26 protein-coding genes, 1 tRNA gene, 1 pseudogene and 1 other annotated feature are annotated in these 25,848 nt (G+C 35.4%); of the genes and pseudogenes, 23 read left to right on the forward strand and 5 right to left on the reverse strand.

Annotated features, from left to right (window positions below; all coding sequences use genetic code 11):
- Window positions 1-270 precede the first annotated feature (270 nt).
- Window positions 271-1,203, reverse strand: a complete 933-nt coding sequence (locus Ana3638_RS15265) for an NmrA family NAD(P)-binding protein (protein WP_246240254.1) — start codon at window positions 1,201-1,203, stop codon at window positions 271-273.
- 57 nt (window positions 1,204-1,260) lie between these two features.
- Between Ana3638_RS15265 and Ana3638_RS15270 the strand changes: the two genes are divergently transcribed.
- Together Ana3638_RS15270 and Ana3638_RS15275 are read left to right on the forward strand one after the other, a co-directional pair.
- Complete coding sequence (locus Ana3638_RS15270; protein ID WP_334297116.1) at window positions 1,261-2,199, forward strand: helix-turn-helix transcriptional regulator; 939 nt, start codon at window positions 1,261-1,263, stop codon at window positions 2,197-2,199.
- Between the two features lie 359 nt (window positions 2,200-2,558).
- The gene (locus Ana3638_RS15275; protein ID WP_161838809.1) at window positions 2,559-3,314 is read left to right on the forward strand and encodes an SGNH/GDSL hydrolase family protein; all 756 of its coding nucleotides are present in this window, start codon (window positions 2,559-2,561) and stop codon (window positions 3,312-3,314) included.
- Window positions 3,315-3,855: 541 nt separating this feature from the next.
- Here the strand turns inward: Ana3638_RS15275 and Ana3638_RS15280 are convergent.
- Both Ana3638_RS15280 and Ana3638_RS15285 read right to left on the reverse strand, forming a co-directional pair.
- Entirely contained in the window at window positions 3,856-4,842 is a 987-nt protein-coding gene (locus Ana3638_RS15280) for an aldo/keto reductase (protein ID WP_161838810.1), read from the reverse strand.
- A gap of 122 nt (window positions 4,843-4,964) precedes the next feature.
- Complete coding sequence (locus Ana3638_RS15285) at window positions 4,965-5,558, reverse strand: TetR/AcrR family transcriptional regulator (protein ID WP_161838811.1); 594 nt, start codon at window positions 5,556-5,558, stop codon at window positions 4,965-4,967.
- A 270-nt stretch (window positions 5,559-5,828) separates the two neighbouring features.
- On the opposite strand from Ana3638_RS15285, the gene Ana3638_RS15290 reads away from it, so the two are divergent.
- From Ana3638_RS15290 to Ana3638_RS15340, 11 genes are all read left to right on the forward strand, one after another.
- Window positions 5,829-6,176: a ribosome small subunit-dependent GTPase A gene (locus tag Ana3638_RS15290; protein ID WP_161838812.1), complete on the forward strand. Its 348-nt coding sequence runs from the start codon at window positions 5,829-5,831 to the stop codon at window positions 6,174-6,176.
- A 370-nt stretch (window positions 6,177-6,546) separates the two neighbouring features.
- Window positions 6,547-7,413, forward strand: a complete 867-nt coding sequence (locus Ana3638_RS15295; RefSeq protein ID WP_161838813.1) for a helix-turn-helix domain-containing protein — start codon at window positions 6,547-6,549, stop codon at window positions 7,411-7,413.
- Window positions 7,391-9,466: a HelD family protein gene (locus Ana3638_RS15300; RefSeq protein WP_161838814.1), complete on the forward strand. Its 2,076-nt coding sequence runs from the start codon at window positions 7,391-7,393 to the stop codon at window positions 9,464-9,466. The genes Ana3638_RS15295 and Ana3638_RS15300 overlap by 23 nt, the downstream gene beginning before the upstream one ends.
- A gap of 274 nt (window positions 9,467-9,740) precedes the next feature.
- Window positions 9,741-10,115 (forward strand): class I SAM-dependent methyltransferase, encoded by a 375-nt coding sequence (locus Ana3638_RS27090; RefSeq protein ID WP_246240257.1) that lies wholly within the window; start codon window positions 9,741-9,743, stop codon window positions 10,113-10,115.
- 59 nt (window positions 10,116-10,174) lie between these two features.
- On the forward strand, window positions 10,175-10,477 hold the full coding sequence (locus tag Ana3638_RS15310) for a hypothetical protein (RefSeq protein WP_246240259.1): 303 nt from the start codon (window positions 10,175-10,177) through the stop codon (window positions 10,475-10,477).
- A gap of 8 nt (window positions 10,478-10,485) precedes the next feature.
- Entirely contained in the window at window positions 10,486-11,145 is a 660-nt protein-coding gene (locus Ana3638_RS15315) for a hypothetical protein (protein ID WP_161838815.1), read from the forward strand.
- 1,060 nt (window positions 11,146-12,205) lie between these two features.
- The gene (locus tag Ana3638_RS15320) at window positions 12,206-13,066 is read left to right on the forward strand and encodes an alpha/beta hydrolase (protein ID WP_161838816.1); all 861 of its coding nucleotides are present in this window, start codon (window positions 12,206-12,208) and stop codon (window positions 13,064-13,066) included.
- A gap of 27 nt (window positions 13,067-13,093) precedes the next feature.
- The gene (locus Ana3638_RS27095) at window positions 13,094-13,318 is read left to right on the forward strand and encodes a GNAT family N-acetyltransferase (protein WP_408609525.1); all 225 of its coding nucleotides are present in this window, start codon (window positions 13,094-13,096) and stop codon (window positions 13,316-13,318) included.
- A 66-nt stretch (window positions 13,319-13,384) separates the two neighbouring features.
- Window positions 13,385-13,894, forward strand: a complete 510-nt coding sequence (locus tag Ana3638_RS15330; RefSeq protein WP_161838818.1) for a nucleotidyltransferase domain-containing protein — start codon at window positions 13,385-13,387, stop codon at window positions 13,892-13,894.
- A 49-nt stretch (window positions 13,895-13,943) separates the two neighbouring features.
- On the forward strand, window positions 13,944-14,465 hold the full coding sequence (locus Ana3638_RS15335; RefSeq protein WP_161838819.1) for a cysteine hydrolase family protein: 522 nt from the start codon (window positions 13,944-13,946) through the stop codon (window positions 14,463-14,465).
- A gap of 62 nt (window positions 14,466-14,527) precedes the next feature.
- On the forward strand, window positions 14,528-14,701 hold the full coding sequence (locus Ana3638_RS15340; RefSeq protein ID WP_161838820.1) for a hypothetical protein: 174 nt from the start codon (window positions 14,528-14,530) through the stop codon (window positions 14,699-14,701).
- A 255-nt stretch (window positions 14,702-14,956) separates the two neighbouring features.
- Here Ana3638_RS15340 and Ana3638_RS26810 read toward each other — a convergent pair.
- Window positions 14,957-15,166 (reverse strand): annotated as a pseudogene (locus tag Ana3638_RS26810) (phage major capsid protein); the annotation flags it as partial.
- Window positions 15,167-15,473: 307 nt separating this feature from the next.
- Between Ana3638_RS26810 and Ana3638_RS25750 the strand changes: the two are divergent.
- Window positions 15,474-16,073, forward strand: coding sequence for a tyrosine-type recombinase/integrase (locus Ana3638_RS25750; RefSeq protein WP_281352946.1), 600 nt, complete (start codon window positions 15,474-15,476; stop codon window positions 16,071-16,073).
- A 44-nt stretch (window positions 16,074-16,117) separates the two neighbouring features.
- Complete coding sequence (locus tag Ana3638_RS25755; RefSeq protein WP_281352947.1) at window positions 16,118-16,471, forward strand: tyrosine-type recombinase/integrase; 354 nt, start codon at window positions 16,118-16,120, stop codon at window positions 16,469-16,471.
- Window positions 16,472-16,632: 161 nt separating this feature from the next.
- Here the strand turns inward: Ana3638_RS25755 and Ana3638_RS15360 are convergent.
- Window positions 16,633-16,705: transfer RNA gene (locus Ana3638_RS15360), tRNA-Arg, on the reverse strand.
- A 214-nt stretch (window positions 16,706-16,919) separates the two neighbouring features.
- On the opposite strand from Ana3638_RS15360, the gene Ana3638_RS15365 reads away from it, so the two are divergent.
- The 8 genes from Ana3638_RS15365 (at window position 16,920) to Ana3638_RS15400 (ending at window position 25,473) form a co-directional block, all read left to right on the forward strand.
- Window positions 16,920-17,687 (forward strand): hypothetical protein, encoded by a 768-nt coding sequence (locus tag Ana3638_RS15365; RefSeq protein WP_161838822.1) that lies wholly within the window; start codon window positions 16,920-16,922, stop codon window positions 17,685-17,687.
- Window positions 17,688-17,981: 294 nt separating this feature from the next.
- Entirely contained in the window at window positions 17,982-19,181 is a 1,200-nt protein-coding gene (gene rluF / locus Ana3638_RS15370; RefSeq protein WP_161838823.1) for a 23S rRNA pseudouridine(2604) synthase RluF, read from the forward strand.
- Window positions 19,182-19,437: 256 nt separating this feature from the next.
- Window positions 19,438-21,405: an NAD-dependent DNA ligase LigA gene (ligA, locus tag Ana3638_RS15375; protein ID WP_161838824.1), complete on the forward strand. Its 1,968-nt coding sequence runs from the start codon at window positions 19,438-19,440 to the stop codon at window positions 21,403-21,405.
- Window positions 21,406-21,688: 283 nt separating this feature from the next.
- Window positions 21,689-21,942 (forward strand) — a binding site (T-box leader).
- Window positions 21,943-22,037: 95 nt separating this feature from the next.
- Window positions 22,038-22,943 (forward strand): homoserine O-acetyltransferase MetA, encoded by a 906-nt coding sequence (gene metA / locus Ana3638_RS15380; protein ID WP_161840579.1) that lies wholly within the window; start codon window positions 22,038-22,040, stop codon window positions 22,941-22,943.
- Between the two features lie 523 nt (window positions 22,944-23,466).
- Window positions 23,467-23,664: a DUF4177 domain-containing protein gene (locus Ana3638_RS15385; protein WP_161838825.1), complete on the forward strand. Its 198-nt coding sequence runs from the start codon at window positions 23,467-23,469 to the stop codon at window positions 23,662-23,664.
- A 152-nt stretch (window positions 23,665-23,816) separates the two neighbouring features.
- Entirely contained in the window at window positions 23,817-24,647 is an 831-nt protein-coding gene (locus Ana3638_RS15390; RefSeq protein WP_161838826.1) for an ornithine carbamoyltransferase, read from the forward strand.
- 143 nt (window positions 24,648-24,790) lie between these two features.
- Complete coding sequence (locus Ana3638_RS15395) at window positions 24,791-25,165, forward strand: hypothetical protein (RefSeq protein WP_161838827.1); 375 nt, start codon at window positions 24,791-24,793, stop codon at window positions 25,163-25,165.
- Between the two features lie 59 nt (window positions 25,166-25,224).
- The gene (locus Ana3638_RS15400) at window positions 25,225-25,473 is read left to right on the forward strand and encodes a phosphotransferase (protein ID WP_161838828.1); all 249 of its coding nucleotides are present in this window, start codon (window positions 25,225-25,227) and stop codon (window positions 25,471-25,473) included.
- The last annotated feature ends 375 nt before the right edge of the window (window positions 25,474-25,848 follow it).

Here is a 25,848-nt window from a genome sequence, read left to right on the forward strand (position 1 = left end):
ATCAAAGGTTTCCAGGCTTTCGGTTATTATAGACGATTGATGGAAACCTTGTTTTTTATTCTCCGAGTTAATTTCGGAACCTGAAATATAGGTTAGGGTTGAGACCACAGAACTGCTTTTTGCCTTACGAGACAATGAAACTACTGTTTTTTGGATAGGTTGAGACTAGAGAACTGATGTTAAATGAACGAAGTAAAAGGTAGTAGCCCTATTACAGAACTACTGCCTTTTGCTATGTCATTTTGTCGACTTCCTTTATTATAGAATGCTTTATATCATATTTATCATATACTTTTTAAAATCTGTATAGAAACGAATTGGATTGGTGGTTTCATTTTTTGTCTTTCCATCAATTACCGCTTTTGTCATAAGCATAAGATTTTTTGCCCCGTCTTTTGAGAAACCTGCTTGTATCAATGTACTTTCCCATTCTTCAGGTAACACTTGCTGAACTTTAACATTTCTATTTAATACATCTCCAAATATTTTTGCTATGTCTAAAGAACTATAAAGATTTGGTCCAGTTAACTCATATATTCGTTCTTGCCTGGTTTTACAAATCATTATGTCTGACAAAAATTCAGCAACATCTGGCGGAGCAATCATGGCCACCTTCATTTCAGGTGGGAAAAAGGTTGGTAGAACTCCATAGTTCTTAACTAAGTCCAAATACCCAAGCCAATTACTGAAATAATAGGCAGGGCGAACATATATTTGTTCAATGTTAATATCAGAGAATGTATGTTCCAGCATATAGGAAGCCTCTAGATTGCCTGTTCCTGATTCGTTCTGAGCCCCACCAGATGATAGTCCAACAATTTTTGTGGCCCCAGATGGTAAAATAGCCTCTCTGAAATTATTTAAAAGTATTTGAGTTTCTATTAAAAAATTATTACAATTAGGATTTTCAGGCGTGAGTAGAAAAATTGACCTTCCTCCATAAAAGGACTTTTTTAAGGCTTCCATATCTGAATAATCAGCAATAACAACCTCAACACCTTTATTTTTTAGTTCCAGCGCTTTTATACTATTCCGGATAATAGCTCTCACTGGTTGACCCTTCTTTAAAAGATTATCGACAAGCATTGAGCCTATCTGTCCCGATGCCCCCAATACTATATTCATATTATCTTCATCTCCTTTATAAGTTATTTTTAAAATCAATATTAAAGTTTTCTTTTTGACACTGTTGTATTCTATCATATAACCTTGACAGCAGTATGTCATAGTTATATGATAATATAAATTTATTAAGGACTGATGAAATTGAAGATTGATAGGCTGATATCCATTATTATGATATTGCTTCAACGTAAAAAAATTAGCGCAACTAAGCTTGCTGAGATGTTTGAAGTAAGTACCAGGACTATATATAGAGATATAGAAACAATAAACTCAGCAGGTATACCTATAATTACTTATCCTGGGATTAACGGTGGTATTGGAATTATGGAAGAATATAAGATTGACAAAAAACTATTTACGACTTCAGATATTACAGCGCTTTTAATGAGCCTTGGAAGCATTTCACGGGCACTGACAGATGACGATATTATGAATACTCTTGCAAAGATAAAAAGCTTAGTTCCAGATGAACAAATTAGGGATATTGAATTAAAGTCAAACCAAATCACTGTCGATCTTACACCGTGGATTGGATATGGGAAGCTGCATCCCAATCTTGAGAAAATTAAGAAAGCACTAGATGAGAAAAAATTTCTATCGTTTGAATACTCAAATAGTGATGGTAAAAAAAGCAACAGGAAAATTGAGCCTTACCGATTAGTTTTGAAGAAATCAAATTGGTATTTACAAGGCTACTGCACTTTTAGGCAGGAATTCCGTACTTTTAAGCTATCTCGTATTTCATCGATAGAAGTTCTATATGAGACTTTTATTCCACGGGAATTTGATACCAAACCATTAGGTGCCTGGGACAACTTAGGGAAAAACATTATTATAATAAAACTATTGGTGCATGAATCCCTAAGAGATAAAATTTCAGAATACTGCGGAGAAGAAAGTATTCAGCCTTATGGGGAAAACAAGTTAATCGTAAACTTTCCATTTGAGCAAAATGAATTTGGATATAATCTGCTGCTCAGTTTTGGCGATAAATGTGAATGTCTGAAGCCTGTACAAGTAAGGGAGGAAATAATTCGTAGGATTAATAACTTATTGAGAGTTTATAATAATTGACAATTGGAAGGCTACGGGGTAATATTATGTCGAAGTAGGTAATAGTTTTCCTCTTAACGGAGAAGTAAACAAAAATAGCGACCACAGAATATGAACATATACCGGGAGAAATTCTGGATTTGCTGCTATATGGAATTCTAAAGCAGGACAACATATAGCTATCCAAATAATCATATTTATAGAGTTGCTCTAATAAAGTAATTTTTCATTCGTTTATCACATTGAGTATGTAACAAAGAACTACCGAAATGAAACTTCATTAATAAGATGCCTGACCGAGGCATTATAACTTCTGGGATTGTTATTTTAGTTAAGTTAAAATACATTGATCTGAGAAGATCGAGAAAGGTGGATATGATATGATACTATCAAATGAACAGTTAAAGAAGATTTATTACGGAGCACTTAGCATTTGTGAAACTGAGGATGGATATTTACAATCTTTTCAGTATACACAGCAGCAGATGCAGTATTTTAAGGAAAGTTCTGAATTCTGGTATGACAGGTGTAAGGCTTCCAGTTCCAAAACACTTGAGTTTAGTACAAGAGCGACGCAATTTTCTTTTGAGTACAAAATCATTTGGCTGGGGTCAGAGGACACCATTGAGATTGCTGTTGATGGACTAATCACAAAAATATATTACATGAAAGATTTGCAGAAAGAGGGAAAAATATCCTTCGAAATGCCTGATGGGGAAAAGAAAGTCATTGTTTATTTGCCTGCTGATGCGACCATTCTGATTCGTAATTGTGAGATTAATGCGGACGTGTTTCCCGTGAAGAAAAAGGAGAAGGTTTTGTGGATGGGTGATTCCATAACACAGGGGTTTGGTCCATTACGTTCTGCACATACCTATGTTAGTGTGGCAAATCGCCTACTTAACTACGATATTATCAATCAGGGAATTGGCGGATACATATATGATAAAAACGTACTTGTTAGTATGGAAGGCTATTCTCCTGATAAAATAATTATCTCTTTGGGTACCAATCAATATGGAACGGAAAGTATGAAGGATATTGAGGAATATTACGAAAGATTATCAGAAGTATATGGAGATAGGCCGGTACTTTGTATCACACCAATTTGGAGGGGGATTCACCTGATGGGGTAGAGGTACTTGCAAAGTTCTGTCATAAGGTGAAGGATATTTGTACAAAGTATTCTAATATAACTGTAGTTGAGGGCTTTAGGCTCGTGCCCCATTTATCAGAATATTTTCTGGACAATCTTCATCCCAATGCTCTTGGCTCGGAAATATATGCAAGAAACCTTGTGTTAGCAATACAGGAAGTAGGCTTCTAAAATCTATACAGCTAATACATGTTAATATGTTACCGATAGCAGCCATATGTTGATATGTTACCAAAACCAAAAGCCGTTGATATGTTTCCTCAACGACATATTTAGCCCTTTGATATGTGTTTGTGGAAACATATCAAAGGGCGTTTTAATGTAGTGATAAAATCAAAAATTACTGATTGGCTGAAAGCCTTATTTTTATTCTTGGAGTAAAACTTGAAATATAAAATATATCTAGGGTAGAGACTATAGTACTGATTTTTGCCTTGATTACTCATTGATTTATTCAAAAGAATAAACCCTTAATTTTATCATTTATATTTGACATATCTTTTCTATAGTTTAAAACAAAATTAATCCATACTCCTTAAAATTTTGTCTATTTTCATCATCTGATCTTGTGAAAGTGGACCCCAATCCATGGCTTTAGCGTTTTCTTTTATCTGTTTTACGGTTTTGAAACCCGGAATCGGGATGGTAACACCACTTTTTGCCCAAATCCAGGCGAGTGACCCTTGAACCAGAGTCCTTCCTCCAATAGTTAAAATATCACGGATAGCCTCCAGTTTATCATAAGCAGCGGGATTTGGTTTACCATCCTTGTATATTGCTTCAGTCCATGCATGACCAGCTCCGCGGATATCGTTCTTGGATATCATGGTGTCCCTTTTATGTTTACCGCTTAAAAAGCCCATTGCTAAAGGACTCCGATTAATACTGGCAAGTCTTTTTTCTTCACATAACTGAAGAATTTCCTCGTTACCACCAAGAATATTCAATTGTTGCTGGATGGCACTACAGTTTTGTTGCTCTGCGAATATTTTGGTACCGCTTGTTAAATCTGTACTCCAGCCATAAGTCCTGATTTTCCCTTTGGAGACGAGTTTATCCAAGGTTTCGATTACAGAATCAATCTCTGAGAGTCCAATTTCCCATACATGAAGCTGATAGAGGTCAATATAGTCTGTCTGGAGACGTTTCAGTGAAGCCTCGCAGGCCCTTTCAATGTAATCCGGAGTTACGTTGTAACCATGAAGAGTTTTTGTCGCTTCACTACCTATGTAACCAAACTTTGTGGCGAGGACAATCTGAGATCTACGGCCTTTAATAGCTTCTCCGATTAACCTTTCACTATGTCCAATACCATAGGCATCCGAGGTGTCTATAAAATTAATACCTAAATCCAGTGCAGTCTGGATAGCTGCAATTGACATATTATCGTCGGTCTCACCATAACCATCAATTTTACTGTCCATATAAAATTGACCTCCGATTGCCCAACAACCTATGCCCATAGGGCTTACCTTAATACCTGATTTTCCTAAAACTCTTTGTTCCATATGAATATCCTCCTCTATATAATAATTTCTCAGAATCTCTGCCCCTTGTTTTGTAAGAGTTTCAGATTCTAATTATAATAACCAACTAGTTGGTTGAATAGTAGTAATAAAATAAAAGATACTTACATACCTTTTATTCCATTCCATAAAACTTCAAAACAGTTATCCATTTCTAGGAGAGCCTGTTCTTTACTCATCAATCCTGATGATAAATCGATGCAGGTTAATATATTGTAAAATGTATACGCCATATGACTTGGATTCATTTGCTGAAGCTCCTTTTGTTTTATACCTTCCTCCATGATACAGGCCAGATTTGCAACAAATTCTTTCTTGCTTTCTGAAGTAATCGATATGATTTCTTCTCTTAGATTGGTAGGGGGTAAGTAGTATATCCGATTCCAAAAATCCATTTCAGCATTATCCAAATTGTATTCCAGATATTCACGATATATTGTTTTTAATCGCTCCTTGCATGGCATATCCTTGCATCCTGTAACGATTGCATTCATCTTATCTCGGTATTTCAGTACAATATCCTGAAAAAGTTCTCGTAAGATATCTTCCTTACTTTTAAAATGAAAGTAAAGAGTAGCTTTATTAATATCGACTTCGGCAGCTATCTTATCCATACGTGCACCTTCATATCCATGCAAAGCAAAGGCCTTCAGTGCTGCCTGAAAGATTCTTTCCTTTGTTAAAGCTCCCTGCCCCATAAAGTAGACCTCCAAATTAAAATTAACAACCAAATGGTTGGTGAGTAGATAATAACAAAATATAACTATAATGTCAAGCACATGTTGTAATTTTTTCATTGATGATAACGATGATGTTATGATTACATATTTTTATGCTCCGCTTTATCAGTTAATAAGCATTTCAGACGCAACTTCTGGCAGAGAAGAAAATATCAGGTTTTTAACTGCGCATATTGACCAGTTTACAAAGCAAAATTTGGTTGAGGGTCCATCAAAGGAGAGTTGATAATGAGTAGGATTCATATGACTGCCCCTTGTTTTTCCGATCGTTTCGCTGCTTTGACCGCAGGCTTTCCCGGACTTACCGTCGACAGGATATTGTCACAGGAAAAAGGGCTTTATCGCGTGATGTGTGAACGCGGAGGGTATCTTGCAGAAATCTCCGGCAAATTCCGATATGAGGCTCAAAACGTTTCGGATTTTCCTGCCGTTGGTAATTTTGTAATGCATGACCGCCGGGAAAACAGCGGTCATGCTATCATTCATCATGTCTTAACGAGAAAAAGCATGTTCATTCGTAAAGCGGCGGGAACCTTATATAAAGAACAGGTCTTAGCAACGAATATAGACACGTAGTGGTGCTGACAAAAGCAGATGATGTGAAAATATAGCGGAAAAAATAGCAGCGGTAAAACCGTTGCCGTTGGGGTAGATAGTTTGGTGAATTCCGTAATAGAACAAGATGGTGCAGTCAGATTTTACCCTATATCCAAAGGGTCAGACCGTTGCATTGATTGTTTCGTCTGGTGTAGGGAAACCCCGCAGAGCCTGTCCTCTCCAAACAGAGGGTGGGCCTCTGTTCTCCGTCTAGTGGGAATCCAGAAAAGGTTTTCTTTAGTGAATGGCTTCTCGTTTCAAAATAGCAAGAATAATCAAAATTGGGTTGCTTGATTTTGGTATACTATGATATATCCGCATAGCATCAATCGAAAGGAGGCAAAACGAAATGATAAATAACAGCATTAAAAATGTGGCATTAGCCATTGATTATATTGAAGCCCATTTAACTGAAAAAATTGATTTGGATATTATAGCAAACGCGATTCATTATTCAAAATATCATCTCCACCGAATGTTCACAAACACTATTGGACTTACCATTCATGAGTATGTTCAGCGCAGGAAACTAACCGAGGCCGCGAAGCTATTGGTTTTTTCAAATAAGCCAATTCTTGATATTGCTCTGATTGCGGGATACGAAAGCCAACAGGCGTTTACAAATATTTTTACTGCCATGTATAAGCAGCCTCCCAGCAAGTATCGGGATAATGAAAAATTCTATCCGCTACAAGCAAAATTTGAATTTGAGGGAGGGTACGATATGCTTGATAATGAAGAAAATATTCAATGGGATATTGATTATGCATCAGAAGAGGACATATCCTGTTGGATGGTTCTGGTTCGGCTTGTCATTGATGGCTTCCCACATTTGCATGAAGATGAATATATACAGGTATTAAAACAGCGAATCAAAACCAAACAGGCGTTGATATTAAAAGATAATGAGATTGCAATTGGAGCCATGCTTTTTTCTTATAAAACTGGAAGCATTGACTTTTTGGGGACACACCCACTCTACCGTAAAAAGGGAATTCCCCAAGCCTTTCTTGATAAGGTAATGAGAGAATTGTTAAAAGGAATGAAGATTAGTATTACCACATATAGAGAGGGCGATAAAGCGGATACCGGACATCGTAAAGCGATTATGGATTTAGGATTTGCGGAGGCCGAGTTGCTGGTCGAGTTCGATTATCCTACACAACGATTTGTTTTGCCAAAGGAGAAAGTAAATGAGTACACGACAGAAACTTAACCGGAGCAGTCAAGATATAAATAGCAGCATCCCTTTTCCAGATGAAATACTCCATCTTGAAGAAATAAATCATAAACTGGATGATGCTTTGAGAAAAGCTGATGCCGATGTTGATCGACTTGATGAAGAATACATGGAGTTTAAGCGCTACATGGTGGAAAATCGCGGTGAAATAGACCCGCATGAAATGTTCCAAAATGAGTTGGCATTAAACCGGATTGATAATTCCGGGGCATTTGCGGTAGGCATACGGGATAAAATTGCTAAGCTGAAAGAGTCGCCTTATTTTTCCCGCATAGACTTTCGGGAGGCCAACGCCGCAGAATCAACAGCTTACTACATTGGTCGATTTTCATTCAGTCATGGAAATGAATTGCTGATATTCGATTGGCGCGCTCCTATTGCCAGTATGTTTTATGATTATGAGATTGGCCCGGCAGGCTTTGACGCTCCCCAAGGGAGAATAGAAGGAGCTTTAACCCGTAAACGGCAATTCAAGATTAAAGATGGAAAATTGGAATATGCTCTTGAAAGCTCTGTCAACATCCAAGATGATATTCTACAACAGGAATTGAGCCATACTTCTGATGAAAAGATGAAATCCATTATTGCCACCATTCAGAAAGAGCAAAACCAAATCATTAGAAATGAAAAAGCAGGTACACTTATCATTCAGGGAGTTGCTGGTTCCGGGAAAACCTCTATTGCCCTTCATCGAATTGCCTTTTTGCTGTATCGCTTCAAAGACAGTTTATCCGCAAAAAACGTAACGATATTGTCACCAAACAAGGTTTTTGGGGATTATATTTCAAATGTTCTGCCGGAGCTTGGTGAAGAGCCTATTTATGAACTGAGTTTTGCGGATATTGCCAAAGTGCAATTGGAGGGTGTCGTTGATTTTGAAGCAGACAAAGACCCCATAGAAACAAATGACGGAGCATGGGCAGAACGTGTACGCTTTAAGTCTACATTGGATTTTGTTAAGCAAATGGATAGCTTTATTGCCCAAATGCCCGGCATAGTTTTTGAACCTGTTGATTATACTTATGGACGCTTCACCGTAAAGGCAGATACGATAAGCGCGCGTTTTGATGCTTATAGCAAATATCCTGTCAAACGACGTTTGCAGATGGTAGCAAATGATATTTTTGACCGTTTTGATACTGATAATTACATGGAAGAGGATATACCGAAAAGCAGAACCATTCAGAAGGCGTTAAGCAAAATGTTGAAGGTGAAAGATACGCTATCTCTTTATAAGGAATTCTATAATCATATTGAGAGGCCGGAGATGCTTGTCATGCCTGCAAAGAAAACCTTGGAGTGGGTTGATGTTTTTCCTTTTATTTATCTTCACACCGCATACGAGGGATTAAAGGAGAGTAGCATAATTCGACATTTGGTTATTGATGAAATGCAGGATTATACCCCTATCCAATACGCGGTAATCAATCTGCTGTTCAAATGCAAAAAAACCATTTTGGGGGATTTCGATCAATTTATCAACCCCAATCATTTACACACATTAGATGATATACAGCTACTATATGATGATGTTGAATTCGTTGAATTATCAAAAAGCTATCGCTCCACCTATGAGATTATCTCTTTTGCCAAGCAGATCAAGTGTACAGGAACGATAGAAGCTATAGAACGTCATGGAGAAACCCCTGCACTAATCAAATGTCAGAATAAGCGTGACGAGCTTATGCGTATAAAGAGTGGAATTGAGACCTTTTCCCAAACAGCATATTCCTCTCTTGGGATCATTACAAAGACCAACCATGACGCGAAATTGCTTTACTTTGAGCTATCGCATAATTATGATGTGCATTTGATTTCGCCGGAAAGCACCCACTTTGTAAATGGTATATGTATTACATCCATACAGATGTCAAAGGGATTGGAATTTGATGAGGCCATAGTCCCTTATGTGGACAAGAATACTTATTTTACGGAATATGACAGAAGCTTACTTTATATCGCCTGCACACGAGCTATGCATAAGCTGACACTTTTATATACAAAGGAAATTTCTCCTTTATTGGGATAGATACGATTTGGGGATTAAAAACATTATTTGACAATGTACAACAAACCGCGTAATGTAGTGAAATGATAAATCGGTCAAATTTTCCATTCAATCTGAATTACTTCCGTTTGTGGCCCTGATGGTAAGAGATAAGGCCATATACTATCGTTTAAAATAAGCAAATTTGTAAAGGAGATGCAGCCATGTTTAATGAACTAAAAAAATATACGACTAAACCCAGTTAAATGCTCCAAGCACCAATAAATTTTGGGATGATGAACATATCTCTAAAGGTATGTTGGAAGCTCACCTAAATCCAAATTGGGATGCGGCAACCCGCAAACCTGAATTTCTCGATAAATCAGTAAATTGGATTACAAAAATTGCACCATCATCTCAATATAAGTTTTTACTTGACTTAGGGTGCGGTCCCGGATTATATGCAGAGCGGTTTAATAGTGCTGGATATTCTGTCACAGGCGTGGATTTTTCTAAACGATCCATTGCTTATGCAAAGGAACAAACGTTATTTAATAAAAGCAATATCGAGTACCATTACCAAAACTACTTGACAATTGATTATGTAGAACAGTTCGATGTAATAACATTGATATATTGTGATTATGCTGTGTTATCAATCACGGATAGGCTTATTTTACTGAAAATATAATACACCTGAATTATAGGCGAAAATCATGGGCCCGAATCCCATCAAACAGGGAGAAGATTATGCTTGATCACAAAATCTCTGACGGTGAGGTTATCTGCGATTTTGGAAGCGTTCAGGGATTAACCAGTGTGTTTCTGGCGAAGGAATACGGTTTTACCGTGTATACTACTGATCTTTGGAGTGATCCGGTGAGCTGTGACGCGGAGGTCACTTCTGTTCATGAGATGGAAAGCAATGATGAAGTTTGGGCTGACTGGCTGAAGCAGGATAATGAATTATGCCATTGGCGACCGCAGGGTATTGGAAGCCGGTGGCGGAAAATATCTAAACTTTATTGCGATTATGCTCAGAAAAAGGAGTGAGAATAAAATTGCTTGATAAACCAATGATAGATTTTTTGAATAAAATTCGAAGGCCTATAAACATATCGCTATCAAGAAAACTTGTATATTCAACTTTAATATTTGTTATAGGAGTTATTTTAGGCGTAATTTCCAAAATATTTGATGAAACCGCTAGTAATTTATTACCGTATTTCCTTGAAGTGTTGGATTTAAGAAATTTCCTTTCTCGTATGGGAGTTTGGATTTTCCTGGCGGTGCTAATATCTGTGAATAGTAAATCGCCAGTTAGATCTGGCATAAATATATTTTTGTTTTTTGTAGGCTTGATAGGCAGTTATTATTTATATACCGTTATGATAGCTGGTTTTTTCCACAAATCGTATACGATGATTTGGATTATTATGACTGTTATTTCACCATTAATGGCTTTTATATGTTGGTATGCAAAGGGGAAAGGAATAATTGCTATTTCTATTTCATCCATAATAATTATGTTTATTTCAAGACAGGCTTTTGCATTTGGATTATGGTATGTTTCTATTAGAAGTATTTTAGAATTATTACTCTGGATAGCTACGGTTTTTGTTTTATATCAGTCTCCAAAACAAATAATGAAGGTGATTACCATGGGATTACTTCTTTACTTAGTTACTGCTCAAATTAATTTATTCTGGGGAATATTGTAGTTTCTACTGATCTTTACTATTTTAATATTAAATGAAGTCGTTATGTTCCCTTGAACTTCAGTTTTCGGATGCCCTGCCGCCAAGGGGATACCAGAGGGGTATGACATTTTTTGACCACCCAAGGCATGTAGAGGCCGTATTCCTGTTGCAGAACTTAAAACGTTGAAATTTCAAGAAGTATGGCTATTGGTGAAATAAGTTAAAGTTTTGACGGGAGAGGATACTTTCCATTGGACAAATGAATTTTTTATCGTCCATAATGTATCCCTACTTTCCTTAAAGGTAGTACTTTACATAAAAGTGCGTACTTTCCATTAACTTATATAATTCTATAATAATAGTATAAGATACTAAGGCGCAAATGTAAATCATTTGATACAAGGGGGGACAGGGCTAAATCAATAAGTATTTGAAACATTTTATTTAAGCTTATGCATTTGTGGTTAGGGTTATATTTTGAACTAATTAATTGAGAAGGAAGGATTTAGTATGAGTTTTTACGGATTGTCAATTTTTGATTTAAGTGGTACGATTATTTCGATTTTTTCTGTATATTGTATGCTTAAAAAAAGCATATGGTATTGGTATTCTGGAATTATATGTAATACGCTATGGTTAGTTATGTTTTTGAGTAAGTCATTACTCAATTCAAGCTGTAGATAATATTTTGTAATCATTATTTTTGTACTGTGTAGAAATTTCGAGATGGTACATTCTCTTTTAATCTTGGCTCATTCTTCTTTCTCAAAGAATTTTGAGGTATCTGATTGCATCTACTATGTGGTATAATTTTCCTACCAAAAATATGGGAAGTGATACCTGTGGTAAAATAGGTTACTTAAAAGGATTGAATAGTAAATAATAAATAAATTAATTAGCATCAATTAGAGATAAAGGTGTGGAGATTGGAGAATAATATGGAAATAAAAAGCATACCTTGCTTGAATTGCATGAAACCTTATGCAGCTTTAAGTCACATCGGCAATGCAAACTGTTATATGATATATCGCGAAAAGCCGCGGTCATCCGAGCCGCAGATTAAAATGGGAGGATAATATCGATGGGATTAAAAGATATAAAACTTTGGGAAAAAAATGTTCCTGATGCCGACTTAACTTCTACTATTGGGGACTTGAATAACGAAGGGTTACCTACCCTGACTCCTTATTTATTAAAAGGGGGGAAACCCCGCCCTGCAATTATTGTTTGCCCGGGTGGATCATTTCAATTTAGAGCGTCTAATGAAGGAAAACCAATTGCAAAATGGCTAAATCAAATAGGAATAAATGCTTTTGTTTTAAATTATCGGGTTGCTCCTTTTACTCCATTTACATCAACCAAAGATGCAGTACGAGCGGTTAGGTATATTCGGTATCATGCCCTAGAATTTAATATTGATCCGGAACGGATCGGCATGATAGGATTTTCAGCTGGCGGTTATCTCACCGCTTTTATAGGAACTCGTTTTGATAATGGAATTATAGAACCGGATAGTCGAAATGCGCAAATTATGTCGATGCTTTTGGGAGAACCAGATTTTTACGATCCGATTGATCAAACGAGTTCTAAACTTAATGCGATTATTTTATGTTATGCTGAGACATCCCCCTTTTCTAAGGAAAAATTGCCCCCAGATTCTCTATTAACAAAAGATATTACAGTGGATGAATTTATAGACTTTACTTCAAATCATAAACATGTTACAGCGAAAACACCACCGACTTTTCTATGGATTACAGCGACCGATCACTGGAATTTTCAGCGCCAAAACTTACTTTTTGCTCAAGCTCTAAATGAGCTAAATCTACCATTTGATTTACATATATTCTCCAAAGGTCCCCATGGTTTAGGATTAGGTGAGGATGAACCTACGGTAGCAATCTGGCCAAAACTTTGTGAAAATTGGCTTCAAGGATTATAATATTCCGTTGATTAATCCACTCTTGTAATCTCAGCATGGGAAAATGAACGCTTGATTGGGGCTGTGAGGGTTTTGAGCGATAAAATGTTCAGATCTATAATTTATGTTTTACCGAAATTTCAAAACAAGGGAATAGGCAAAGAATTACTAAAATGCTGCATTGAGCATTTCCCAAACTCGGAATGGTTAGTTCAAACAACAGAAATAGTATCAAGTTATTACGAGAAAAATGGATTTAAACACTATTTTTGATAGGCTATCTCGGCACACCTTTTTCATTCCTATTTGTGCCGGCGGCAGCCGGAATGGAGAATTTTTATGAAAAAGAAGGAAATCGTGACCAAGGAAAACCTAATAGAAGTTTTGGATTTATTAGATAGTATGGAAATGAGATATTGGATAGATGGTGGATGGGGAATAGATATTTTACTTGGGAAACAAAACAGAGAACATCGAGATATTGACGTTGACTTTGACGGAGAGTTTACGGAAACTCTATTAAATAAACTGAAAGAAAAAGGTTATGAGATTGTAGTTGATTGGAGTCCTTCTCGCATCGAGTTATATCATCCTGAATTGAGCTATATAGATATACACCCATTAATAATAAATAAAGATGGAAGCGCTCGGCAGGCTGATCCACAAGGTGGTTGGTATGAGTTTGAATCAAAATGGTTTTCGACTGCAGTGTTTGAAGGTCGGGTTATTCCATGTATTTCTGCTGAAGCTCAAAAATTATTTCATAGTGGATATGAACTTCGGGAAGTTGATAAAATCGATTTGAAAAATCTTGATAGCTTACAGTACAAATATTTTAATGTGACATAAGAAAGATGCCAAACAACTCAATAAATAGCAATTTGAAAAGGAGATTAAAATGGTTTTATTGGTAGTTGATACACAAAAGTTGATAACAAATGAAGGATTATATGAATATGATATGTTTGTATCTAATGTTAAAGAAATAATACTTGAGGCCAGGGCAAATAATATTGAAGTAATTTATGTACGTCATGATGATGGAATAGGAAATGAATTAACAAAAGGAAATGACGGCTTTGAAATATATGAAGATTTTCAACCTATAAATGATGAAAAAATATTTGATAAAAAGGTTAATAGTGCTTTTAAAGGGACTGGATTATTGGAGTATTTAATAGATAATGGCGAAAAAGATATAATTATTGTAGGGCTTCAAACAGATTATTGTATTGATGCTACTATAAAATGTGGATTTGAACATGGATTTAATATGATAGTTCCAGCATATGCAAATACAACAGTTAATAATAAATTTATGTCATCAGAACAAAGCTATCAATATTACAATGAATTTATGTGGAATGGAAGATATGCAGAATGTATTTCATTAGATGAAACAATTAGTAGAATGAAATAGCTAAATTCCAATTTTCCGGTGAGAGATGAGTTATAATTCGAGAATTATGGGGGGCTTGCTTTATGAGAATGCCAGAAAAGTTAGAGGCGAGAATGATTGCGCCATGCGGAGTAAACTGTCTTGCATGTATCGTACACATTTGGACATCAAAAAGCCATGTCCCGGCTGCCGAGCGCCGATTGAAAAAATCACTTGAAAAAGTTGCCGGAATTGTGTCAAAAACAATGTGCCTTTAAGCGAGGCTTCCAATGGTGCTTTGAATGTAGCAGCTTTCCTTGTGCTCGAATAAGAAGTCTTGACCAACGGTATTGGCAAAATTATGATGTAGATTTCATACAAAATGGCTCGGATGCAAAGCGAGACAATGTATGCTTTTTTACAGGAGCAAAGATAGTGTTTTGCTGTCAATCATGCAGCGGTATCATAGACCAGCATCATCAGAGATGTAACGAGTGTGGCAAGAACGTAGATAGTAAATGAAAGCTCTATCCTGTGAGGGGAGTGTTCAGAGGCTTGGTAAGCTCTCGGTCAAGGGCTTCCTGCTTCACCAGACGGTCGATTTCCTTGCCGAGGGCGACCACGTCAGCTTCCATTTTCTCGTAAGTTGTGGTGTCTTCGGCAGAAACCAGACCGTCGATACCGCGCTTGGCGTCGAGGAAAGCCTTTGTGGCTTCCCATGCTTTTACGCGTTTTTCGGAAATATGTGTCTACTTTATTTGATGCAAATGAAAAGGCCAAAAGATTGGAAGAAATATTTCCACTTGACTGTAAAAAGGCTTTTGAAATGGGAGCAAGGATTGCCAAGCATAAATAAGAATGAGTAGATAGGAGAAAAAACGTGGACATGGTGAAGGCTGTATAACGAAGCAAAAAGATGGTCGTTGGGTAGCACGTATACAGATAGGTAAAACGCTTGACGGAAAGCCTAAAATAAAAGCATTATGCGGAAAAACCGAACCAGAATGTAAACGTAAGTTAAAAGAGTATAAGAAAGAAATAGCAAAGGGTATTAATGAGGTATCAAAACTAACTGTTGCAGAATATATAGAGAGGTGGTTAAAAGCTTATAAATTCTATTCATTGAAACCGGCATCCTATGATAGGCTTGAAAGTGTATTCAACAATTATGTAAAAGACACTATAGGATACTATCAAATGGGTAATATTACGTCAAATGATATACAGAAACTTATTAATAAAATGAGTAAATCTTTATCATATTCTAGTGTTAAGAAAATAATTGAATTATTAAGACCATGCTTTAAACATGCTGTTTTGGTTGGTGTTATTCATAAAAATCCATGTGACGCAGTAATATTGCCCAGACAGAATTCAATGGCTGTAAAGACTAAAAAAATAGATATATTAACAGATAAAGAAGTTAGTGTTATTAAAGATATCACTAATGATGTAATATGTAAAAAGTCAAGAAAACATAAACATGCTCCGGTTTTTGTTTTAATATTAAATACAGGATTAAGGTGTGAAGAAGTTCTTGCCCTAGAATTTAGTGATATTGACTTTGATAAAAAAGTACTTCATGTTAGTAAGAGCGTTAGTATTATTAAAAACAGGGATGAAAATGATGTAAAAATAAAACTAAAGTAATCATCACAGATACTAAAACAGTTAACGGTGATAGATATATTCCGCTGAACAATACGGCTATTAATGCGTTAAAACAAATTCAGGATTATAATCAATATTATAATATACAGACTAATCTTGTAGTATCGAATGACAAAGGCGCCATGGTAAATGAGAGAAATTTACAAAGAACACTTGATAGGGTATTAAAAAAGGGAATGGGTGATGATTATAAACATCACGGTATACATAGTTTAAGACATACCATGGGATCTATGGCTTTATCAACAGGTAAAATAGATATTAAGGTGGTATCCGAAATTCTTGGTCATAGTGATATAAATTTAACTTATAATAAGTATATTCATATCATTAAAGAGCAGAAGACACAGGCTTTAGAGTTATTAGATGTTATATAAATCTGATTATAATAAGATTACAAAACAAACGATTTTAAACGAACCAAAATGAACCGTAACGGTAAAAATGGATTCCATAGGAGCAGTTGTTCATGCTGTATAAAACCAGTAAAATCAATACTTTCAGGCATTTTCACATCCGGTTTTTTGATAACAAAAAATGCACCTAAAGGGACTCGAACCCCCGACACGAAGCTTCGGAAGCTTCTGCTCTATCCACTGAGCTATAGATGCATAGACATATTGTACATGAAAAGTTGAAAATGGGCAAGATGTTTTTTAAAGTTTTTTATATTTATTTTTGTGACAAAAACTCCCACAAATTGTTACGTAATTATTAAATATATTACAAAAAGAAAAAACATAGTATTGCTTTTTTTTCAAAAATTTGTTATTATAGGAAATAGATATTTGAAATGGCTCTGTTTACTAAATAAAGGAGATTACAATGAAACTTAAATATAAAAAATTGGTAGTAATGATCACCATGTGTACAATGGGAATCGGATTAGTTACATTTTCAATTACCAGACCATCTGATAAAAGCACTACAGTAGTAGAAAATTCAAGCGATGATGCGGTTAAAGTTGAAGCAAGTTTAGATACAGATATAAGCAATGCTTCCGTAAAATCTGCTTCATTATTACCATCAGCTACACCGACTCCGACGGAAGTACCGGAAACCAAGGACGATGTGGCGGTGGATCAAGCGGATCCATTGGAAAAGAATGCACATAAAGAAATTAATACATTGATTAAAAACTATCTTAACGCTAAGCTAAGCAAAAAAATTGATAAATTTAAACCATTGGTAAATGATATAAGTTATATTGATTTGAAAGATATTGCAAGAAAAACCAAGTATATAGAAGCATATAAGAATGTAACCTGTTATACCAAGAAAGGACCGGAGGAAGGCTCTTATATAGTTTATGCGTACCATGAAGTTAAATTTAGCAGCATAAAAGCATTGGCACCAGCAATGAATGAATTCTATGTAAAGATGAATGAGAAAGGTAAGCTTTATATTTATTTAGGTGAAATCGATAATACAACGAAACAGTATCTGGATGAAGTGCGTGATTCGGATGAAGTTATGGATTTAATATATGATGTTAATGAAAAATTGCAGAAAGTCGTAGCAGATGATAAAGAGCTGCATGAATTTTACTCAAAGCTTGAAGAGTCTGCTAAAAATGTTACAATGAACAATTAATCTTACCTGTTAGTTTTAATTTAACATGAGAAGTTAAATTCATTTAATTATGTATTGAAAATATTCAATCAGAATTTAAGTATATTCGTCTATCCCAATTTAAATTGGGATAGATTTTTTTTCGTAAAAGGGATATGCCGCAAAGATAAATTCTATACGAACATATATTTGATATTTTCTCTTAAACGCAAGCTTTAGCTTGTACTTTTTAATTGGGACTGTTATAATACTTAAGAAGTGTGCAAACTATTTTATATAATTTGTACAGGCGTAAAACGCAGAGAAGGAACGGATATGGCCAAAAGAACGAAAAAATTAATTGAAAATACTTCAAACGATACGGATATCAGAGTAAATAAGTACTTAAGTGACGCAGGTGTGTGTTCCCGAAGAGAGGCAGATAAATATATCTCGGAAGGCAGGGTTACAATAGACGGGGTAACAGCTGTTATGGGGTCTAAAATACAAAAAGGCCAAGTTATTTTATTGGATGGAAAAGCGGTAGATAAAGATGAATCGTTGGTTCTCATTGCATTTCATAAACCTAGGGGTATTGTTTGTACTACGGATAAAAGAGAGAAAGACAATATAATAGATTTTATTCAATATCCCAAGAGAATTTATCCGATTGGAAGACTGGATAAAGACTCTGAGGGATTAATTCTTCTAACAAATGATGGCGATATCGTAAATAAGATATTACGTGCCGGCAATAACCATGAAAAGGAATATATAGTAACACTTAATAAAGCGATTACATCTGAATTTTTAAAAGGTATGGCGGCCGGGGTGCCTATTTTGGATACGATTACCCGTCCCTGTCCAATAAAAGCTTTAGATAAATTTACTTTTCAGATCATACTGACCCAAGGATTAAACCGGCAGATAAGAAGAATGTGCGAGTATTTTGATTATAAAGTATTATCACTGAAAAGAATCAGAATTATGAATATCAATTTAGGATATTTGCAGGTTGGTGGGTATCGTAATGTTACAGAGAAAGAAATTGCCGGATTAAACGAATTAATCAGCAAATCCGTTAATACTCCGGATGATATATGGAACTCATTAGAAGATGCATCGGATGATGCCTTAGACAAAAGTATAAAGGTAAAACATTTTAAAGCACCTGGTAATTCATATAAAAAGAATGTGACCACTTCCGCATCAAACCGGGAAAAAATCCAAAAAGATATATCAAAGAAAAGCACCAATAAGAAAGGTACTGAGGTTACTAAATTAAATAAAGAAACAACCGGGAAAGAAAGTAACAAGAAGAAAAACTTGCAAAAAAATAAAATAAAAATTAATACAAAAGGTAAACCAAAAGAAAATCCAAGAGAAAATCCAAAGGGTAATATAAAAGGTTATTCAAAAGTTAATAAAGAGAATAAAATAAATCACTTAAACGGTGGTTCAAGCAATAATTTGTACAAATCAAGAGCAAAGGTTTTAAATAAATCAAATAAAAGTACTTCGCGTGGAAGTAAATAATGATAAATTACGATTTTACTACGGATAGATCTTCCCCTATTGTATGAGATACCCCTTATACGAATTTATGAAGGGAAGCGTGAAAAAGAAACTGCTTAACAGTTTTTGGGGAAGAGTGAAAGAAAATATAATTAGGAAAGGATGCCGTGTTAAGACTCTTTCACTTTAGTTTGTTCAATAGGTTTATTTTGGCAATGCCGCAATAGGCTATCAATATATGATTGCCTGAGGTATTTGTAATGGCAACGGGAATAAAATGGAAGATAAAATGGAGCAAATGAAAGAACTGGTCAATCGTTTAAATGAAGCCGGTAAGGCTTATTATCAGGAAAACAGGGAAATAATGAGTAATTTTGAGTATGATGCCCTGTATGACCAACTATTGGAATTAGAAAAAGAGACCGGAATTGTTTTATCAAACAGTCCGTCCATACATGTTGGTTATGAGATTTTAAGCGAATTGCCAAAGGTTAGACATGAAAAGCCTATGTTATCTCTGGATAAAACAAAAGAGGTTCCAACGTTAAAGGACTGGCTCGATAGTCAAGACGGCCTGTTATCGTGGAAACTGGACGGACTTACCATCGTCCTGACATATAAAGAGGGTAAGTTGTTCAGTGCCGTTACCAGAGGAAACGGTGAATACGGTGAAGTTATTACGAATAACGCCAGGGTATTTAAAAATATACCTCTTAATATAACTTATAAGGGAGATATGGTACTTCGTGGAGAAGCAGTAATCAAATACTCCGATTTTGAAAAAATCAATGCGGAAATTGAAGATGTGGAAGCAAAATATAAGAATCCCAGAAATCTCTGCAGCGGAAGTGTAAGACAGTTAAATAATGAAATTACGGCAAACAGAAAGGTACATTTTTTCGCCTTTGGTTTAGTTAGCACGGCAGGAGATGTGGAATTTCATAATTCCAGAAAGAATCAGCTGCTGTGGCTTAAAAGCTTAGGATTTGATATTGTTGAAAATAAAAGCGTTACGGAAGATAATCTGGAAGAGACGGTCAAATGGTTTGCTGAGCATGTGGCTGGTAATGATTTCCCTTCCGACGGTCTGGTATTAACCTATGATAACATAAGTTATGGAATTTCCCTTGGAACTACTGCGAAATTCCCAAGGGATTCCATCGCTTTTAAATGGGTGGATGAAATTCGGGAAACTACCTTAAAGGAAATAGAGTGGAGCGCATCCAGAACCGGCCTTATTAATCCCATAGCTGTATTTGATCCGGTGGAGTTGGAGGGAACCACGGTAAGCCGTGCAAGTATTCATAATATCAGTATTATGGAAGCTTTAGAACTTGGGATAGGAGATACCATTCAGGTTTATAAAGCCAATATGATTATTCCGCAGATTGCGGATAATTTAACCAGAAGCGGGTTTATTGACATACCTAAGGTCTGTCCCGTCTGTTTGCATCCTGCGCAGGTAAAACAGGTAAATGATGTGAAAGCTTTATTTTGCACCAACTCAGAATGCCTGGCTAAGAAAATCAAATCATTTACCCATTTTGTAAGCCGGGATGCAATGAACATGGAAGGGTTATCGGAAGCAACCATTGAAAAATTCATTGCAAAAGGGATGATACACGAATTAGCGGATTTATTTCACCTCAAGAAATATAAGGATGAAATTGTCACAATGGAGGGCTTTGGTGAAAAGTCCTATAAGAATCTTATTTCTTCCATTGAAAAAGCAAGGTCAACGACCACTGCCAAATTCTTATACAGTTTAGGAATTCAGAATATCGGTTTATCCAATGCAAAGTTAATCTGCAGAGAATATAAAAATCAGTTTAATGAAATAAGGAATGCAGAGAAAGAAAGATTGCTAACGATACCCGGTATCGGTGATGTAATAGCAGATGCTTTTATCTGGTTTTTCAGAAACGAAAATAATCAGATTATCATCGATGATTTATTAAAGGAAATACAATTTGAACCGTCTGAAGTAGCTGAAGATGACAGCGTTAATCTGTTAGAAGGTAAGACATTTGTAATTACCGGTTCGGTAGAACATTATGCCAACCGGAATGAATTAAAGGAAGTGATTGAACAAAAAGGCGGAAAAGTAACAGGCTCTGTCACTGCGAAAACCGACTATTTAATTAATAACGATAATTTATCAAATTCCACGAAAAATAAGAAAGCAAAGGAACTTGGAATTCCGGTTATAACAGAAGAAGAATTTATACAAATGATACAAGGCTAAGTTCTATAGAAATAACGCAGATAATAAATGTAAAAATATTATGGATGATAAATATGATAAAAATGTTATTGATAAACGCTTGTAAAAACTTATATACTATTTGAACTAATATGAAAAAATATTTTAAAAGTATTTTCAAAGATGATATATGTAGGAAAGCATAGTGGTAAATGTTATGAAAAACCTTTGTTTATATGAGAATTATCTGAATTACGTTTATAAGATAATTATCTGAATGATTGACTTTTCAATAAAAGTATTATACTATATTATTATGAAATAATAAAAGGCTATGAAAAGAAAAGTAAGCAATGGGGTATGTAACAGAGAGCTTTATAGGTGAGAAGAAGCACAGAATACATTGCCGAAAATGGTCTTGGAGCTGCGTACCGACTACAATTATTGTATAGGCTGCGATGGGAGTGCCCATTATAGCATCAGAGTATCGAAGTGAATTCCGTACTTGCAGAGGTCTGTATTGTGAAATACAGATAAATTAAGGTGGTATCACGAAGCATTTATGCTATCGTCCTTGAAATATAAGTAAAGGAGGATAGCTTTTTTATCTAATAAAAAGTAATACTGCTGAATGGATTGTGCAGATAAAAAATAATAGAAATGATGGTGATAATATGCCTATTAAGGTACAAAGTGATTTACCTGCAAAAAAAATTTTAGAAGATGAAAATATATTTATCATGGATGAAACCAGAGCCATGCATCAGGATATTCGTCCGCTTCGTATTGCTATTTTAAATCTGATGCCTCTTAAGGAGGATACGGAAGTACAGCTGCTGCGAAGTTTATCCAACACGCCGTTACAGGTTGACGTCACCTTTTTAACGACCGGTTCCTATGTGGGAAAAAATACGGCAGCCAGCCATCTGGATCAATTTTACCTGACGTATGAAGACGTAAAGAATCAGAAATTCGACGGGCTTATTATTACCGGAGCCCCGGTAGAGCAGATGGAATTTGAAGAGGTGGACTACTGGGATGAATTAGCAGAAATCATGAAATGGTCTAAGAGCAATGTTACTTCCACCCTTCATATCTGCTGGGGAGCCCAGGCCGGCCTTTATTACCATTATGGAATTCATAAAATACCTTTGGAACAGAAGATGTTCGGGGTATTTCTCCATCGTGTATTAAACCGTAAAGTACCGTTTGTCCGTGGATTTGACGACATTTTCTATGCACCCCACTCAAGACATACAACGGTTTCGAGAGAGGATATTATTAACAATCCTGAGCTAACCATATTAGCGGAGTCTGATGAAGCCGGAGTATTTATTGTAACAGCCCAAGAGGGCAAGCAGATATTTGTCATGGGTCATCCGGAATATGACAGGATAACTTTGGATAAAGAATACAAGCGGGACAAGGGAAAGGGATTAGAAATACAATTACCTAAGAATTATTATCCTGATAATAATGATGATTCGAGACCAAATCTAATCTGGCGCGCCCATGCAAATGCTATGTATACGAATTGGCTGAATTATTATGTATATCAGGTAACTCCTTACGAACTTTAGAGAATGCCTTGAAAACCTAGATTATAAGCGGTTTACAGCGATTATTGAAAATATGCAAAGTGTTATAACTTATTATAAATTATTATAGAATTTTACTTGATTGGGGTACGATTGGGGGTACGAATCGTATACTAATTGGGGTACGATAACAGAGAAAAACCACTTCATAATCAATAACTAAAGATTAAAACAAGAGTCTTACAAGTTCCACTTATGTGGAGTGTAAGGCTTTTTTTTAATACTTAACAAATAATTACATTATATAATTGCAAAAATTTTTCATAAAAGATAAAATTAATAAGTAAACTTTTATTTAATTTCATTTGGAGGTACTTGACGACCCCGCTGATTTATTTTAAATAGTATATGAAGAAGTAAAGTAATAACACTTAAAAATTAATTTTGCCTGTTGTTCCTATCGATTATTTAAGTAAAAGAATCATTTGGCTTGGTAAATTGAATTAATAATAGGAAGTCGCGGCATAAAATTAGCGCCATCAGGTAATTTGAGGAGGATATGAACATGGAGAAATTTGAATACAAAACACTTTTTACTGATGCTAAAGGAGTATTTGGGGGTAAGGTTGACCAATACTCGTTCCAAAATGAATTAAATGAATTGGGTTCACAGGGATGGGAGTTAGTAAACACTGTTGCTGCTGCTCAAAGTTACGGTAGCACAAGGTGGATTATCTCAATATTCAAACGTAAGATACAATAACGTCATAGTATGAGTAAACCGAGAAGTTGTTATAGGACAAAAAGAAATAAATTTATTGAAGAATATCTCTGATGGGTTTTGTAACTTTAAAAATATTGACTTAAAATATTGGATTACTATTGAATGAAAAATTTGTTAGTAGTGAGGACATTATGAAAAACTTAGTTGAATTGAAGGACTTAACGAGAGAAGAAATATTACAAGTATTTGAGCTGGCCGATAGAATCAAACAGGGTGAATATAGCCATTTCCTATCAGGTAAAACAGTGGTGTTGTTTTTTCCAAGTTCAAGTGTCAGAACCAGGGTTACATACGAAAAGGGAATCAATTTATTAGGCGGTCATACAATTCTGTTTGATAGTGATGTGTTAGAAAAGAAGGAAAAGATAGAAGATGTTATTGGATATTTAAATAATTGGGCAGATGCTATTGTTGTAAGGCATGGTGATATAGAACTTGTGAAAGACATGGCAAAATGCGCGAAAGTCCCTGTAATCAATGCCATGACAAAAATTAATCATCCCTGTGAAATACTTACTGATTTGTATGCACTTTCAAAAATCCGAAAGGATTATCTGGAGGGAGAGTATTTATATGTTGGTGCATCCGGCAATATTGGTCGAACTTGGATAGACGCCTCTGATTTACTTGGTTTTTCAATTACGCAATGCTGCCCGAGCGGATATGAAATGGAAAGTACAAACATTGCTTATGATATAGCTGATGCGATAATGGATAAGGACATTGTGTTAACTGATTCTCTAAGTAAGGAACAATTACAAGATTTTAATGATTACCAGATTACATGTGAGTTGATGGATAAAGCGAATGATAATGCCTTGTTAAATCCATGTCCTCCATTTTTCAGAGGCGAAGAAGTGGCAGATGATGTTATAAGCAGTAAATATTTTGTAGGGTACGATTTCAAAAAATCATTACTTGAAGTACAGCAGGCCATAATAGTTTTTACGATGACAAATTAGGGAGTCAGTTATTAATTAATGAAACTAAGGCTGAGGGGTAGAATATTACATATGTGGCAATATATTTTGTTCGGCATGCTGGGCCGGATTACACGAACCATAATAATTATCACATCTAGAATCAGTTAAAGAAGGTGAGAAAGATGTATTTCAGATATCATGTTAATTATGACAGTCCTAAGACTGGACAGCCTGTAGGTTTGTTTGTAGCTGTATGGCATTTGGTAGGTAAATGCTTGACAGAGGAGGAAACTCAGGAATATTGGAAGAACCGCAAATATTTTGAAGAAGCATTACCTATTCCCCCATTTTATTCTGATGGAAATACGATTGGTGCAGTAACTTGGTTTAAAAATAATGATAAAACATCAAAATTAGTGAATAAATTAGAATTCTATTTTAGAATGCTGAAGAAATACAATGTGAGCGTTGAAGTGACTGAAACGGATAGCCCGGGAAAAATCATATATGAAGATGATTATCAGGTTGGAGTAGTAGCATCTGATATTGAAAAATAGCATTTTAATAGAATTATGAGATTATTGGTGATAGAGATTATATACAGAACAAAGATGGAATGTCTAATGCACAAGTAATTTGCTTTAATGATTTCGTTCTAAAGAAAGAAAAACCAACCGAAGAATCACAGAATGAGTATAAAATGATGGCATGGTTGGCAGAGAAGCTTCCGGTACCCCAAGTTGTCTGTTATGAGAAAGACAGTGATATGAGTTATTTACTAATGAGTAGAATTGCCGGTGAAAAAATAAACCTGTCGAAGAATTTGCTTTTTCACATGGGGATTATTGCCAAATATTTTTATTAAGGAATAACAAAATTAATGGTTTCATTGACTTGGGAAGAAGCGGAGTTGCAGATAAGTACCAAGATATCGCTCTCTGCTATTGAAGTCTGAAACATAATTATGATGGTTCACACGGTGGAAAAGTCTATGAAAGCTTTAATGCAGAGAGTCTTTTTATCGAATTGGGTATTGTGCCTGATTGGGAAAAAATTAAATATTATATCTTGATGGATGAGCTGTTTTAGCGTATAGAAGAGTTCAGTAATCATTGCCCAAGGATGAGAATTACCCTCCTTTTGACAAAAAACAAAAAGAAATATATAACCAGGTACTTAAGAGGCAATAGCTGAAAATGGTTTAAGAATACAGGAGAAAATGTAGATGATAAATATTATT

This window comes from Anaerocolumna sedimenticola, from assembly GCF_009931695.1.
Classification (GTDB): domain Bacteria; phylum Bacillota; class Clostridia; order Lachnospirales; family Lachnospiraceae; genus Anaerocolumna; species Anaerocolumna sedimenticola.